General features: G+C 63.5%; 13 protein-coding genes. 6 read left to right on the top strand and 7 right to left on the bottom strand.

Annotated elements, in window-relative coordinates:
• Window positions 1-82 precede the first annotated feature (82 nt).
• From HU736_RS17215 to HU736_RS17190, 6 genes are all read left to right on the top strand, one after another.
• Entirely contained in the window at window positions 83-601 is a 519-nt protein-coding gene (locus HU736_RS17215) for an RNA polymerase sigma factor (RefSeq protein WP_186700459.1), read from the top strand.
• Entirely contained in the window at window positions 598-1,554 is a 957-nt protein-coding gene (locus HU736_RS17210; protein WP_103435229.1) for a FecR domain-containing protein, read from the top strand. The genes HU736_RS17215 and HU736_RS17210 overlap by 4 nt, the downstream gene beginning before the upstream one ends.
• 106 nt (window positions 1,555-1,660) lie before the next feature.
• Entirely contained in the window at window positions 1,661-4,066 is a 2,406-nt protein-coding gene (locus HU736_RS17205; protein WP_186700461.1) for a TonB-dependent siderophore receptor, read from the top strand.
• Between the two features lie 114 nt (window positions 4,067-4,180).
• Window positions 4,181-5,293 carry a PepSY-associated TM helix domain-containing protein gene (locus HU736_RS17200; protein WP_186700463.1) on the top strand — a complete coding sequence of 371 codons (1,113 nt, stop codon included), beginning with the start codon at window positions 4,181-4,183 and terminating at the stop codon, window positions 5,291-5,293.
• Window positions 5,290-5,469, top strand: coding sequence for a hypothetical protein (locus HU736_RS17195; protein WP_103435232.1), 180 nt, complete (start codon window positions 5,290-5,292; stop codon window positions 5,467-5,469). The genes HU736_RS17200 and HU736_RS17195 overlap by 4 nt, the downstream gene beginning before the upstream one ends.
• 71 nt (window positions 5,470-5,540) lie before the next feature.
• On the top strand, window positions 5,541-8,351 hold the full coding sequence (locus HU736_RS17190; protein WP_186700465.1) for a dermonecrotic toxin domain-containing protein: 2,811 nt from the start codon (window positions 5,541-5,543) through the stop codon (window positions 8,349-8,351).
• On the opposite strand, the gene HU736_RS17185 is transcribed toward HU736_RS17190, so the two are convergent.
• Genes HU736_RS17185 through waaF form a run of 7 tightly spaced genes read right to left on the bottom strand, consistent with a single transcriptional unit; the run spans window position 8,324 to window position 15,284 of the window.
• Complete coding sequence (locus HU736_RS17185) at window positions 8,324-9,766, bottom strand: lipopolysaccharide kinase InaA family protein (RefSeq protein ID WP_186700467.1); 1,443 nt, start codon at window positions 9,764-9,766, stop codon at window positions 8,324-8,326. The two genes, HU736_RS17190 and HU736_RS17185, sit on opposite strands and share 28 nt — an antisense overlap.
• A complete protein-coding gene (locus HU736_RS17180; protein WP_103435235.1) occupies window positions 9,766-10,518 on the bottom strand; it encodes a lipopolysaccharide kinase InaA family protein in 753 nt (250 codons plus the stop codon). The genes HU736_RS17185 and HU736_RS17180 overlap by 1 nt, the downstream gene beginning before the upstream one ends.
• Window positions 10,515-11,249 (bottom strand): lipopolysaccharide kinase InaA family protein, encoded by a 735-nt coding sequence (locus HU736_RS17175; RefSeq protein ID WP_103435236.1) that lies wholly within the window; start codon window positions 11,247-11,249, stop codon window positions 10,515-10,517. The genes HU736_RS17180 and HU736_RS17175 overlap by 4 nt, the downstream gene beginning before the upstream one ends.
• Window positions 11,249-12,055 (bottom strand): lipopolysaccharide core heptose(I) kinase RfaP, encoded by an 807-nt coding sequence (rfaP, locus tag HU736_RS17170; protein WP_103435237.1) that lies wholly within the window; start codon window positions 12,053-12,055, stop codon window positions 11,249-11,251. The genes HU736_RS17175 and rfaP overlap by 1 nt, the downstream gene beginning before the upstream one ends.
• Window positions 12,052-13,176: a glycosyltransferase family 4 protein gene (locus HU736_RS17165; RefSeq protein ID WP_103435238.1), complete on the bottom strand. Its 1,125-nt coding sequence runs from the start codon at window positions 13,174-13,176 to the stop codon at window positions 12,052-12,054. Before HU736_RS17165 ends, rfaP begins: the two co-directional genes overlap by 4 nt.
• On the bottom strand, window positions 13,176-14,234 hold the full coding sequence (waaC, locus tag HU736_RS17160) for a lipopolysaccharide heptosyltransferase I (protein WP_150573398.1): 1,059 nt from the start codon (window positions 14,232-14,234) through the stop codon (window positions 13,176-13,178). Before waaC ends, HU736_RS17165 begins: the two co-directional genes overlap by 1 nt.
• Complete coding sequence (waaF, locus tag HU736_RS17155; RefSeq protein ID WP_186700469.1) at window positions 14,235-15,284, bottom strand: lipopolysaccharide heptosyltransferase II; 1,050 nt, start codon at window positions 15,282-15,284, stop codon at window positions 14,235-14,237. It lies immediately after the preceding gene.
• Between the last annotated feature and the right edge of the window lie 192 nt (window positions 15,285-15,476).

The following is a 15,476-nucleotide window of genomic DNA, read 5'->3' as shown; positions in this document are numbered from 1 at the left end:
CGTCGATTGCGTGCGGCCACCCGCCTCTGTAACAATCGCGAATAATTATCGTTAGTTAACGCATTCTTTCCGGGGAACGCTCTTGCCGTCTGCGCACAGTCCACATGCTGATCTGATCGGTGCGCTTTATCGCGACCACCGCAGCTGGCTGCTGGCATGGCTGCAACGCAGCACGCGCTGCCAGCAACGCGCCGAAGACCTGAGTCAGGACACCTTCGTGCGCTTGCTCGGGCGTGACCAGTTGCCGGTGCCGCGTGAGCCAAGGGCGTTTCTTGCTGCAGTGGCCAAGGGTTTGCTGTTCGATCATTTCCGCCGGGTTGCGCTGGAGCAGGCTTACCTGGCTGAACTGGCGCAGATGCCCGAAACCGAACAGCCCTCGCCGGAACTGCAACTGCTGATTCTCGAAGACCTCAAGGCCATCGACCGCTTGCTTGGCAAACTGTCGAGCAAAGCCCGCGCTGCGTTCCTGCACAACCGCCTGGATGGCATGGGCCATGCCGAAATCGCCGAGCGTCTGGGCGTTTCCGTCTCCCGTGTGCGTCAGTATCTGGCCCAGGGGATGCGCCAATGCTACATCGCTCTGTATGGCGAGCCGACGTGAGCACCAGCCCGGTCTCGAACAAGGTACTGGACGCTGCAATCGCCTGGAAGCTGTGCCTGGACGACAGCCCCGGCGTGCCAGAGCAGCGTAGTGAGTTTCTGCGTTGGCACGCTGCCAGCGAAGAGCACGCTCGCGCCTGGCGCCAACTGGGCATGCTCGACCAGCGTTTCAGCGCCGCAGTCGGCCCAGCGCGCAAGGCACTGCTGCAGTCGCGGGTCAGCTTGCGCCGGCGGGTTGGTACCCTCGGCGGCGGGCTCGCCAGCGTGCTACTGGTCGCCGCGCTGGTCCTGCAACTCGATGCACCGTCGCTGTCGCCGGGTTACTGGCTGGCCGATCAGCGCACCGCCACCGGCGAATTGCGCACCCTGCGCCTGGAAGACGGCACGTTGCTCAGCCTCAATACCCATAGCGCCGTGGATATCGACTTCGAAGGCAGCCAGCGCGTGATCGTTCTGCATCAGGGCGAAATCTCGGTTGAAACCGGCCATGACGACCTGCGGCCGCTGCTGGTGCGTACCGATGACGGTCGCCTGCGCCCACTGGGCACACGCTTCCTGGTCAAGCGCGAAGCGCAAGGCACGCGTCTTGAAGTGCTCCAGTCGCAGGTCGCGGCAATGCCGTCCAACCGAGTAGATGAGCAGGTTCTGGCAGCAGGCCAGCAAGTCATGATGACAGCCAATGGCCTCAGCCAGATCAGCCCGGTTGCGCCCGGTGCCGATGCCTGGACCCGCGGCATGCTGGTGGTGGACAACGTGCGCCTGGCCGACCTGGTCGCTGAGCTGGGCCGCTACCGCAGCGGTCATCTGGGCGTCGCGCCCGAGGTAGCCGACCTGCGCGTGACCGGCAGCTTCCCGCTGACCGATATCGACCTGGCACTGGCCTCACTGACCCCTGCATTGCCGGTAAAGGTCGAGCAGCGCACGCCATGGTGGGTCAAGGTCGTCGCGCAATGAGCCGCTAGCGGCAGCGCCGATAAATTTATTTCGACAGGCCCCTGTCACTTTTCAATTCTCGCTCGGCAAGGAAGCACAAAGCACTTATCCGTCGAGGAGCCGCTGCATGTCCCGTGCCGTTGATCGTATCCTGCGCCCCAGCCTGATGGCTCTGGCGATTGCCCTGTCTATCCCACTGGCCAGCCCTGCTCTGCATGCTGCCGAGCAATCGCAACTCGCCTATGACCTGCCCAGCGCGCCACTGGCGACGACCCTGAATCAGATCGCTAGCCAGGCGGGTATCGCCCTGGCGATCGACCCAGCTCTGGTCAGCGGGCGCACCGCGGCGCCGGTCAAAGGCCAGTACGATGCCCTCGGCGCACTGCAGGCTGCCCTGCGCGGCAGCGGCCTGCAACTGCAGCAGAGCAGCGTCGGCAGTTACAGCCTGGTGGCCACGCCGGAAGGCAGCCTGGCGTTGCCGGAGACAAGTATCAATGCGGCCGGCGAGTATGAGAGCGCATGGGGTGCCAGCCCCGGCTACGTCGCTACGCGCACCGCTGCGGGCACCAAGACCGATACGCCGATTGTCGAGACTGCCCGCTCGCTGTCGGTGATTACCCGCCAGCAGCTGGACGACCGCCAGGTTCTCAACCTGAATGACGCCCTGCGCTACACCGCTGGCGTGCAGAGCAGCGGCTATGGCTCCGACTCGCGCGCCGATTGGCTGCGTGTGCGCGGTTTCGACCCGACGCAGTTCCTTGATGGCCTGGCGCTGCCCAAAGGCTCGTTCGCCAACCCCAAGGTCGAGCCATGGAACCTTGAGCGCATTACCGTACTGCGTGGCCCTGCCTCATCGGTTTATGGCCAGACACCGCCGGGCGGTATGCTCGACATGGTCAGCCGCCGCCCGCAGGCAGAGAGCGCTCATCAGATCGAAGCCCAGGCCGGCAGCAACGAACACAAGCAGATCAACTTCGACAGCACCGGCAAGATCGACGACGAAGGCCGCTTTCTGTACCGCGTCAGCGGCGTGGTGCGTGACAGCAATTCACCCATCGATCACATCCCGGACAAACGCTACAACATCGCTCCGAGCCTGACCTGGAACGTTGACGAAGACACCAAGCTGACCTTCATCAGCCAGTACACCCGCGACGATACCGGCATTACCGGGCAGTTCCTGCCGCTGCAAGGCACCAAGTTGCCATCTGCGGCAGGCAAGATCTCTCACCACAAGAATCTTGGCGAACCCGACTGGGACTTCTACGACCGCACCTACTACGCCCTTGGCTACGCCTTCGAACATCGACTGAACGATACCTGGCAGTTCCGCCAGAATCTGCGCTACACCAAAAACGATCTGTCGTTCCAGGCCGTCAACGTTGGTACCGTTAACACCGTTGACGCCGACGGCAACGTCAACCGCGAGTCAGGCATCATCAACGAAGACATCAGCCAGTTTGCGGTGGATAACAACTTCCAGGCTGACTTCGACACCGGTGCCGTCAGCCACACGCTTCTGCTGGGCCTCGACCACCAACGCGCCAATACCAACTACCAATGGTTGTATGGCCTGGGTGTGCCGCCGATCAACGTCAATCGGCCGGTGTATGGCGCTGACATGTCCGGGGTTAGCTACATTACCCTGCAAGATTTCAACCAGAAGACTCAGCAGACGGGTGTGTATGTGCAAGATCAAATGTCACTGGATAACTGGCGCCTGACCCTCGGCGGGCGCGAGGACTGGGTGCACACCGGGACTCGATTCAACGTCAACGATGCCACCAGCACCCAGCGTGACAAGGCCTTCAGCGGCAACGTAGGCTTGAGCTATGTGTTCGATAATGGCGTCACGCCGTATATCTCCTATACCGAGTCGTTCCAGCCCACCATGGGTGCCGATGCCCGAGCAGCGCAGTCGTTCGCACCGACCGAGGGCCGTCAGTACGAGGTCGGCGTGAAATACCAGCCGGTTGGCAGCCAGACCTTGCTGACCGCCGCCGTGTATGACCTGACCCAGCAAAACGTGCGTGTAACCGAAGGCAGCATCACCCGCCAGGTCGGCGAATTGCAGGTTCGTGGCCTGGAGCTGGAGGCGTCCACGCAGTTGACCGACAACTTCAAGGCGATAGCCTCCTACACCTACACCGATACCGAGATCACCAAGGGTCTTGCCACCGACGTCGGCAACCGCATGGCATTGATTCCGCGCAACCAGGCAACCCTTTGGGCTGACTACACCTGGCACAACGGCCTGCTTGACGGTTTCGGTGTCGGTGGTGGCGTGCGCTATGTAGGCGATACCTACGGCAACACCGCCAACACCAGCGTGGCGCATGTCAGTTCCTATACGGTCTATGACGCCTCGGCGCACTATGACCTCGGCCGGCTGGACAACAGCATGAAAGGCCTGAGCGTAGCGGTCGAAGCGAAGAACCTGTTCAACAAGGACTACTTGGCGAACTGCGACGGTTTCTGGTGCTATTACGGCGACGAACGCAACGTCGTAGCCAGCGTCAATTACAAGTTCTGAGTCGCGCCCGGGGCCGCTTTGCGGCCCGTTCGCGGGCAAGCCCGCTCCTGCAGGTATTGCGCCCCCCCACCTCTGGCGCCGCTCCCGACGCCCCCCTGGCAACCCGGAAACGCGATGAAAAGCCTAACCCTGCGCCGCTGGTCCACGGTCCATACCTGGAGCAGCCTGATCTGCACACTGTTCCTGCTCCTGCTGGCAATCACCGGCCTGCCGCTGATCTTCCATCACGAACTGGAACATCTGCTCGGCGACGCCCCCGAACTACGGCAGATGCCTGCCGGCACCCCGCACCTGGATCTGCAGCAACTGGTGCTTAAGGCCGAGCAGCATCGCCCCGGCGAGGTCATGCAGTATTTTGGCTACGATGAGGACCAACCCAACGGCGTCGTCGCCATCACGGCCGCCACTGCCGACAGCGACCCCAACGACTCGCACACCTTCATGCTCGATGCGCGCACCGGCGAAGCCGTGCCCATGCCGGCTGCCAACGGCGGCTTGATGATGACCATCCTGCGCCTGCACGTGGACATGTTCGCCGGCCTGGCCGGCAAACTATGGCTGGCGTTCATGGGCCTGTTGTTCGTCGTCGCGATCATCTCCGGCACTGTGCTGTATGCGCCGTTCATGCGCCGCTTGCCGTTCGCCACCGTGCGCCAGGACAGATCGCCGCGCCTGCGCTGGCTCGACCTGCACAACCTGATCGGGATCGTGACCCTGACCTGGGCGCTGGTGGTTGGCGTCACCGGGGTGATCAGTGCCTGTGCTGACCTGGTCATCGCTGCCTGGCGCAACGACAGCCTGGCAGCAATGGTTGCACCCTACCGCGACGCGCCGCCGCTGACCGAGCGTGCGTCGGCCAGCCAGCTGCTGCCGATCGCAACTGCCGCTGCACCGGGGATGCGTGCAGACTTCATCGCATTCCCCGGCACACGCTTCTCCAGTGAGCACCACTATGCCGTGTTCATGAACGGCGCCACGCATCTGACCTCGCACCTGTTCACCCCAGTCCTGATCGACGCCACCACCCTCGCCGTCACAGCAGTCGGCGAGCGGCCCTGGTACATGGACGCGATGGGCCTGTCGCAACCGCTGCACTTTGGCGACTACGGCGGGCGGCCGATGCAGATCCTCTGGGCACTGCTCGACGTGCTGACCATCGTCGTGCTCGCCAGTGGCGTTTATCTCTGGTGGGGCAAGCGCCGTACCGGCGCGAAGGCCAAGCCATGAGCCATCGCTCGCAATCCACCTGGCGGATCTTTACCTGGCCTGTGCTGATCGCGCTGCTGGGTGCAGGGGGGCTGTTCGCCGCGCTGCTTGGTGACGATGGTTGGGATATTCTGGCCTGGGTCGGCCTGGGCATTCCTGGCGTGCTCGGCGTGCGGGCACTGATCAGGCGCAGTTGAGTTATCTGGCTACAACCACAGCAGGTTTGCCGTACCTAGGATGCAGGGTCCCCCATGACAAGGAGCGGGCCATGCAACCTCTCAAACTTATCCAAACACTCACCAGCCAGATCAATGCGCTGCTCGAACCCCTGCCGGTCATCGAGCAGCCGCTGCACAATGATCTGCAGACGCGACGCAAGCTCCACAGCGACCTGGCCAGCTACTGGTCAGAACTCAATACTCAAGGCTTGAACCGCAAGCAGTCGCTGATCGCCCTGCGCCAGATTTACCTGCTGGCCGAAATCGACCTACGCATCACTGACGACACGCTGAGCGCCGATCAGGCCGCACCGCTGCGCACCTGCATCGAGCAACCGCGCGCCTGGCAACGCCAGCAGATAGCGGCAGCACACCGACCTCAGGTCTACCGGCCCCTGCTGGTGAACCTGCAGCCCAACTGGCGCAGCTACCTGCCGGGGGTGATGGTCATCGTCGCGGGCACCCCTGAGGGCACGCTGCTCGACGCCGACAGCCAAACCGGCGAGGCACTGCTGTGCTGCCTGTCACAAGGCATCGAGGTGTTTCCCTCCCTCAAGGCCTTGCATGACGAACTGTGCGAACGGCTGGACGACCCTCTACTCAGCAGCACGTTGCTGCACCTGTACGCCGACCCGCAATCCGCCGAGCAGGCGCGTCTGGCTGAGCGTCTGCGTTATGAGTGGTATGCCGATGATCCGATCGAAGCGCAGGTACAGCAACTGATCGACACCCAGCGCCAGCGCCTGAACCTGCCGTCGCTATGGGGCGACGACCAGCCGTCATCGACCACCACGCGACACGCGCAGGTCATGGCGGCACTCAGGCTCGAGGATGATCTTGGTAGCAAGGCAACGCTGAACACGCGCTATTCGCGGTTACTGGAAAAACACATGCCGGCATGGCTGCGCGAAGCTGACACGCAAAGCCTCAGTCACATCATGCAGACCATGCAGGAACTGGTGGTGGCCAGTGAAAGAGCCGCGGCTCCAGGCATCCCCACCCAAGCGCAGTTTATTCAGCAGAACGATCTCAGGACATGGACGCGAGCCCGCCTGCAAGAGCGCCTGCTCAATGATTTCGGCCTGCAACTGCTACCACAGGACATAACGGTGAGCATCACGCGCGCCCGCCAGGTCGGGCCGCAGCCCTACCCGTTCAACCCATCCCTGTTCGTTACCTGGCAAGGCCTCAAACAGGTCGGCAATGAAACCATTGAGATGGTCACCGAGCGCTTGCCACTGGACGATCTGGCCTTGGTCAACCTCGCCTGGTTCAATTACGACTACTGGTTGACCGCCCGTGTCAGCCATACCGAGGCACGCACGCTGCCCCCGGAGCTGACGCCGGCCTACGTGAAGACACTGGTGCGCAGCCTCAATGCCGGCGGGCGCTATGCAGATTTTCTCTACACCCAACTGGTCGACTCGCGCACGGGCCGCTGGCGCCTGCTGGCCCATACTCGAATCAACCGCGCCCGAATGCGTGCCGAAGCGGTCAAGGCCCGGTATGCCGGGCACTTCGCCGAACATCGCGCCGAGCGTGGTTACCGCTGGGCAACGGCGGTACTGGACCAACCCCACAACGCGCTCCGCCCGCCGGTAGATGGCCATACGGTCGTGGTGCGGCAGCTACTGATCCAGGGCCATACGGTGCAGGGGGTGCTACTGATAAACACTGAACAAGGCAGTGTGCCGTCGTTTCTCATGTACACCCCAGACGCGCCAGACCGACGCAACTGGCGCGAGTTTTCCAGCACCCGGCAATTGCTGCGCACCCTGCGCGACAAACCGGCGCTGCGCCAGTACCTGGCCGCTCGGCTACCACAGGTCGAGGAGAGCGAGCTGCAACGGCTGTTGCTCAAAGGGGGCCTGGGCAGTTCTCTACGCCTGCCAGCCATTAACGACGATCTGTTCTTCGCATTGTATATGGCAGAGGTCCGCGCCCAACTTGCAGCAGTCGACACCAGCAGCCGGACGACCCGCGAGGTCAATCTTCAGTCAGTCATCGACCTGTCCTGGCGGTTGCTGGACCTGATAAGCCTGGTACTGCCTGCCAAGGCCCTGATGGCGTTATCGATCGGGCGAATGATCCTAGACATCTGCGATGGCATCCAGGCACACCAGCGAGGCGATATGGAAGGCGTGTTGCGCCATCTCTACAACACCATCAGCCATGCCACGGATGCGGGCGGCAGCTTCTTCGCTACCAGCGCCCTGCGCCGAGCGCTGCGCGGCTTGCCCAAGCAACCGCCACTGCCATTGCCGGCCCGCTACCAAGTCAATGTCGACACCAGCTCGTTGCGCTATCGCATCGATGGTGTGCATGACATCGGCGTATACGAGCAGGTTTCGGCGTTTGGAGGCTTGTCGTTGTACTTCGTCAGGGACAACCACGGCAGTCATTACAAAGTCAGCTTCGATGGCGAACGCTGGCGGGTTATCGACCCTGAGCAACCGGATGCCTATCTACAGCAGCCGATCAAACGCCTGCGCAGCGGCGAGTGGGTGATCGATTCACCTGTGCTCTGGTATGACGGCCTGCCAGATCTGGCAGCGTTGTGTCATGACTGCCTGCTCACGCCAGCCCGGTCCGGCACCCCTTTGAGCAGCGCAGCGGGCTTGCACGCTGATGGCCCGCAGCTGTACCTGCAGACCCGCAGCGGGCAACTGGGCCTGCGCAAGCATTTGCTGGCAGACCAGTACCACCTGCTGATTCCCCCGGCTGAGCAGACAGGCGTCAAGCCTTGGGCGGTGCTGCGCTGGCAGGCGGACGAATGGCGCATCCGGGTGCGCCAGTCGGGCCGCAGCAGCGACTGGCTGGCGCTGCCCGAAGCCTATTCGGCGAGCCGCGGCAACAGCTGATCAATCCGCTTGTGCAAGGCGCTGTCACTCGGCCAGTTTCGCAGCATGCGCGCGCGGTCACGGGCATAGGCAGCCGCGAAGCTGAGTTGAGTGGCGTGCTGGCACATGGCGTCGAGGTCGATCAACGACCATTGGCCGTCCTGCCAGAACAAATTATGGCCTTTCATATCGCCATGGCTGATGCGCTCGCGGATCAACTGCTGCATCAACCTCAGCAAGGCCTGCAGCTGCTCGTCGGGCGCATCGCCACTGGCGACGAAGGGCGCAAAACACTCGAGCAGATCCGGTCCATCGGCGTATTCGGTGACCAGATAGGCACGGCTGCGCAGGCCCATGACCCGCTGTTCAAGCACCGCCAGCGGCTTTGGCGTGGCGATGTCGAGAAAGCGCAGGCGCTGCCCTTCGATCCACGAATGCCAGGCCCGGCTCGGCCGCCAGAAGCGCTTGAGCCAATGCGCGGTGTTTTTGATGTTGTAGCGCTTGAGCACCAACTGGCGGCCACCAACTTCGACGCGGGCGACGCTGGCGGCGCCGCCGGTCTTGTACAGGTGCCCTTGGTCGATCAGGCTATCGGCTTGTTCCAGCACCGGCTGCATAGCGGCGACTTCTTTGCGATCGATTGCACGCAGGCCAGACAGGCTGCGCTCGACGCTGAACAGGCTGCACTCGCGACCGGCTTTGTCGAGGTAATCCTTGAGGCGCCAGGCGCGCACCTTGTCGACCTGCTTCTGCAAGGCTTCGAGCGGCAGCGCATGCTCGCCGTTGGCCAGCAGGTAATGCACCAGCAACTCCTCGGTGAACGGCTCCAGGCGCTTGGGCAACTGCGCGAAGAACACGCCGAGATTTTCCAGAACACGCGGGCGTGACAGGCATTGGCCAGGTGTCTCGGCTTTGATGCCGGCGCCATCGATCAGGTACAACTGGCCGTTGTGGCGGAGCAGGTTGTCCAGGTGCAGATCGGCCTGCCACAGCCCCTTGGCATGCATCTGCGCAACCGCGCCGAGCGCCTCGCCGAGCACTTGTTGCTGCTGTTCGGCCAGCGGCGCCAGCGCCTCGACCTCAGCCCAGGCAGCGCCAAGGCTCTGGGCGTTTTCCAGGTACTCGAACAGCAGCCAGCCGCCCTCGCCCTCTTGCAGACCGTCAGCCAGCAGTTGCGCAGTGGTCAAGCCTTGCGCGGCAATCAGCTTGACGCCATCCAGCTCGCGCTGAAAATGCCGTGCAGCATTGCTGCCAACCAGCAGCTTGGCCAGCACCGGCTTGCCGCGCCAGATCCCGGCGCCGACATAGCGCTGACCAGGCAACACCCGCAGCAGGCTGAGCAGCTGCAGATCGGCGCTGCCCGCTGCATCGGCAAGGGCAATGTTCAGCGGCAAGCTCGGCGTGCGCCCAGCCGCCTTGAGTTCAGACAAACGCATCAACGGGCCTCTTTTTCATGCTGGCGGCGCACCAGCCGCTGCAGCCAGGTAGTCACCAGCGGGCTGTCGGCCGGTTGCTGCAGATAGGCCGCCAGCAAGCTGCGCACATCGCCTTCGCTCCAGGCGCGGGCACGGCGCAGCAAAGGTTCCAGGTCTTTCAGCCGGTCGCGCATGCCAAGCAGCAGCGGCCGGGTCTTTTCCAGGTCGATCAGTTGCGCCTGCCAGCCTTCGCGGCGCTCGCGCAGGAAGATGTGCTTGGGATAGAAGCAACCGTGCACCTGGCCGGCGGCGTGCAAGGTACGCCCCAGTTGGCCGCAGGCCTGGAGGATGCCCAGGCGTTTTTCGGCGGCCAGCTGCGGCCACTGCGCCAGCAGGCTGTCGAGGTCGTTCCACTCATCCAGGGCGCGGGTCATGAGCATCGCGCGGTGCTCGCCGTTGCTCTTGCGCTCACCGTAAAACACCGCCTGCAAGGCCGGGATCTTCAGCTTCTGGTAGCGCGTGATATTGCGAAACTCGCGGGCAAATGTCGGCTCACCGAAGGGCCGATGCAGGGTGCGAGTGAGGTAGTTGAGCTGGCGCTTGAGGTAATAGCCCTTGCCCTCGAGCTCCAGGCGAAACACGCTGCTCCAGCCGCCACGGCCGGTGTTGGGTTCGTCCACTGCATCGAGTTGCAGCGCCCACAGCGCTTCGAAATCGTTCAAGCCGTGGCGTTGCAGCAGGGCAAGCTCGCTGCTGGCCAGATAGTCGGTCATTCCCTTCCCTCGAAAAAGCGCACCACTTCGCGTACCCGCTGTTTATCGCTGGCATTCAACCGCTGGTGCCCGCGGTACTGCAGATAGAAGCGCAGGCGCTGAGTCGCCGACAGGTGATACTTGGCGACCTTGTCCAGGCAGGCCAGGTCCTTGATGACGCGGTGGCGGAGCATGAATCCGCGCCAGAAATCGCCGGTCGGGCAATCGATGAAGAATAGCGTGCCCTGATCGTCCACCAGCAGGTTGCGCCACTTCAGATCGTTATGGGTGAAGTGGTTGTCGTGCATGACCCGCGTATGCCGGGCCAACTGGCGGCTGACGTGGTCGACCCAGGCGCGGTCGGCCAGGCGCGGATCATTGCGCTTGGCCAGTTCGGACAGATCTTCGGTCCGCGGCAGCTCGCGGGTGATCATCGCCCCACGACCAAAGGCCAGGCCATTGCGCTCCAGGCCCCAGCCGATCACTTCGGCGGTGGGAATGCCCCACTTGGCGAACTGCTTGAGGTTCTGCCACTCGGCCTTGATCCGCGGCCGACCCAGGTAGCGGCGCAGGTGCTTGCCGGCGCCGGTATAGCGTTTGACGTAGTAGTACACGCCATCGCGCTGGATCCGCACCACTTCGCTGAGCGGGTCGCGGGTCAGGCGCTCGCCGTCGATGGCGAACACTGCCTCGAGGCTGCCGAAATCTGCTGCCAGGTGTTGATACTCCGGCAGCAGCGTCCAACCCGCCATCAGAGTGCATCCCCGTAGCGTTGTTTGCGCGCGTACAGTTTCTGCGCCTTGCCTTCGAGCCAGGCCAGCAGGCGCGCCTCCTCGGTGAGGATCTGACGCAGCGGCTGCTGGAAGTAACCGCGCAGGAAGCGCAGTTTGTCGCGCCGGGTCAGGCCGATATCCAGCGCCGAGAAGTACAGCGCGGCCAGGTCCTTGTCGCGCCAGCGGCGGCTGATGCTGCTGCGGGTCTGGGCGCGGTGCAGGTCGATTACCGACAGTTTGAAGTCATCGGCACTCACCGGGCGATCAGTATGCAGAAGGAAATGGCAGATGTAGCAGTCGCGGTGGTTGACCCCGGCGCGGTGCATGCCGCCGGTCATCTTCGCCACTTCGGCGATCAGCGCGTGCTTGAGGCGCGGCAGCGGCGGCTGCTTGACCCAGTCGATACTGAAGTCTTCCAGGCTGATGGTCGGCGCCAGCTCTTCGGTGATTATGAACGAGTGCTGTTGCGCCGGATTGCTGCCGCGCTCGCCGTAGGCGACTGCGGTCATGGTCGGCACGCCGACTTCATGCAGGCGCTGGATGGCGCGCCATTCCTGGCCGGCACCGAGTACCGGCAGCTTGGCGCTGAACAGGTTCTTGAAGATCTCGCCCCAGCCGATGCCACGGTGAATCTTGACGAAGTAACCTGCGCCCTCGACCTCGGTGCGCAGCGTGCGCCGGCCTTCCAGTTCGCGGAACACTTCGCCCTGCAGTTGCTCGGCGGCCTCGAAGGCATCGCGCCCGGCCCACAGCCGTTTGAACGGCTGCGCCAATATCAGCTTCATGCGCGCTCCTGGTTGAGGATCACATCGGCGGCATGCTGCGGCATGCTGTAGAGGTCGGCGCTGTCGGCAAACGCCAGGCCATTGCGCGACCAGGCCGCACGGGCCTCGCCGTCTTCGAGCATGCGTTGCAGGTAGCGGTCGAGCTGCTCCTGCGCGAACGGCTCATCGAGCACCAGGCCGCTGTCGGCCTCGGCGATGTAATGGGCATAACCGCATACTTTCGAGACCAGCACCGGCAAGCCGGCGACCAGCGCTTCGAGCAGCACGGTGCCGGTGTTTTCGTTGTAGGCCGGGTGGATCAGCAGGTCAGCACCCAAAAGGAAACGCGGGATATCGCTGCGCCCCTTGAGAAACTGCACCTGCTCGCCCAGGCCCAGCGCGGCACTTTGCAACTGGAACACCTTGGGGTCGTCCTGGCCGATGACCATCAGCCGGGTGCGCTTGCGCAACGCCGTCGGCAGCGCAGCCAGCGCCTTGAGGCTGCGGTCGACGCCCTTGGTCTTGAAGCCGGAGCCGATCTGCACCAGCAGCAGGTCATCGTCAGCAAGCTTGAACTCCTGACGGAACTGCGCACGGATTTCAGCGGCGTTGGCCGGTGCCCGACGGTCCTGGGAAATACCTGGTGGCAGCAGATGAAAACGCTCCACCGGTGTGCCGTAGTGCTTGATGAACAACGGCTGCTGCACTTCGGAGATCATCAGGATCTCGGTGCGGGCATCCCTGGCGAACACCGCACGCTCGTATTCGGCGAAGTGGCGGTAACGGCCCCAGCGCCGGTACAGGCTGCCGCGCAGGGTCTGCGCCTTGTCTTCGAAGCAGCCGTCGGCAGCGTAGTAGACGTCCAGTCCGGGCATCTTGTTGAAGCCGATCAGGCGGTCGACCGGGCGTTTGGCCAGGTCAGCCGCCATCCAGGCGCTGAGCTTCTCGTTGCGGCGATGGTTGAAGATCGCCTTGACCGGCGCCACCAGCACTTCGAAGCCAGGCGGAACCTCGCCCTCCCAGATCAGCGTATAGACGCGGATCTGATGACCACGCTGCTGGCACTCCAGGGCAATGCGCATGAAGTCACGCTGCAGCCCGCCAAACGGGAAGTATTTGTACAGTACGAAAGCCAGTTGCATTAACGAACATCCTCAGCCAGCAGCAACGCGCTCAAGCGGCTCGCCACATGCTCGGGATTCAGGCGAGTGAAGCACAATGGCCACTCGCGTTTGATATCGAACCGGCGCAGATCCTCGGCGCTCGGTTTATAGGTGCACTTCTTTTGCAGGCAGGGCGCGCAAGGGAAGTCGCTGGCCTGGTGGACCTGGACACGTCCGTAGGCGCCGGTCAAACCAGGGTTGGTGGGTCCAAACAGGGAAATGGTCGGTACATCCAGTGCTGCGGCCAGATGACCCAGGCCGGTATCCACCGCCACGCAGGCCTTGGCTGCGGCCAACACGCGAGCCACCCCTACCAGATTCAATTTGGGCAGTACCTGGCAATTACTCAAGCCCTGGGCGATGCGCTCGGCACGGTCTTTTTCGGCCTGATTGCCCCACGGCAGGCAGACCTGCAGGTTGCGCCGGCCCATGCGTTCGGCCAACTCGCGCCAGTAGGCCTCAGGCCAATGCTTGGTTGCCCAGGTCGTGCCATGCAGGAACACCACGAACGGCGCCGTGGGTGGCAATTGCAGACGGTCGAGGTCCAGGCCGTAGTTGCCGATGCCTTCAGGCAGGTCGTAAGCCAGCGCCAGGGCAAACAGCTGGCGCAGGCGCTCCACCGCATGCTGGCCGACCGCAACCGACAACGGCCGGTCATAGAAGCGGCTGGACAGGCCTTCGCGCGCCGAGAAGCGATCTAGCCCAGCCACCGGCGCCTTGACATAACGGGTCAGCCAGGCCGATTTGACCAGGCCCTGGGCGTCGATCACCAGGTCATACTGGCGCTCGCGCAGGCGCTGTTTGAAGGCTTTCCATTCACCGCTCTTGAGGGTCTGCCAGATGTTCTTGCGCCAGCGCCGGATTGCCACCGGGATCACCCGGTCTACCGCTGGGTGCCAGCTCGGGATCTCGGCAAAGCCCTCTTCCACCACCCAGTCGAAACGGATGCCGGGGATGGCGTGAGCGGCATCGGTCAGCGCCGGCAAGGTATGAATCACGTCTCCCAACGAAGACGTCTTGATGATCAGAACCCGCACTCAGTCGACCTCAGCCAGAACAGCGATACGGTTCGGCCCGGCAAGATTGTGCAGCGCGGCGATGACCTTGCCCGGCTCGAGCAGACGCAGGCAGTTGTAATGACCAAAGCGGCAGGTGCGGTCGAAGCACGGGCTGCATTCCAGGCCCAGGCGAACCACTTCGACCTGTTCGGCCAAGGGCGGGGTGAAGCCCGGCGAGGTCGAGCCGTACACGGCCACCAGCGGGCGGTTAAGCGCCGCAGCGACGTGCATCAACCCAGAGTCGTTGGAAACCACCGCATCGGCGCAGGACATCAGGTCGATGGCTTCGGCCAGCGAGGTTTCGCCGGAAAGGTTGTAAGACTCTTCGCGCAGGCCGGGGATCAACCGCTCGCGGATGGCTTCGCCAACCGGGTGGTCTTTCTTCGAGCCAAACAGCCAGACCTGCCAGCCCTGGCGGATCATGGCATCGGCGACTTCGGCGTAATGCTCGGCCGGCCAGCGCTTGGACTCGCCAAACTCGGCGCCCGGGCACAAGGCCAGGACCGGCCGGTCCAGCGCCAGGCCGAACTTGGCCAGCGCGGCGTCGCGGCTCGGCGCCTCGATCTGCAGGCTTGGCCGCGGATACGGCTGCGGCAGCTCGGCGCCGGGCGCATAGGCCAGGGCCATGAAGCGCTCGATCATCAGCGGGTAACGCGCCTTGTCCAGCTTGCGCACGTCGTTGAGCAGTAGGTAGCGCATCTCGCCGCGCCAACCGGTGCGTTTGGGGATGCCGGCAAAGTACGGCACCAGCGCCGACTTCAACGAATTGGGCAACAGGATCGCCTGGTCGTACTGGCCCGCCAGCGACTTGCCGATCCGCCGGCGCGTGGCCAGCTCAAGCGCGCCGTGGCCGAGCGGGAAGCTCAAGGCCTGGCGCACTTCGGGCATGCGTTCGAGCAGCGGCCGGCTCCATTCGGGCGCCAGCACGTCGATCTCACACTCAGGGTGCTGCTGCTTCAGGCACTGGAACAAGGTCTGCGCCATTACCATGTCGCCGACCCAGCTGGGGCCAATGATCAGTATTCTCATGCTTTGTCCAGGAACGCTGGGGGAAAGTGCAGCACGGTCTCCCCTCTTTATATTCAGGCTAGGTGGGGTACAGTGTACCACTGGTGATTGAGCAAGGCTTTTAGCGCCTAATTACGCAAAGAGCACGACCTCAGCAGCTCATAACCCTGTGGGAGCGGGCTTGCCCGCGAAGGGCCACGCTGGCAGTGCCGG

Source organism: Pseudomonas shirazensis (assembly GCF_014268785.2).
Lineage (GTDB): Bacteria > Pseudomonadota > Gammaproteobacteria > Pseudomonadales > Pseudomonadaceae > Aquipseudomonas > Aquipseudomonas shirazensis.
Note: the sequence above shows the minus strand (reverse complement) of the source record. Positions and strands in the feature narration are given on the sequence as shown.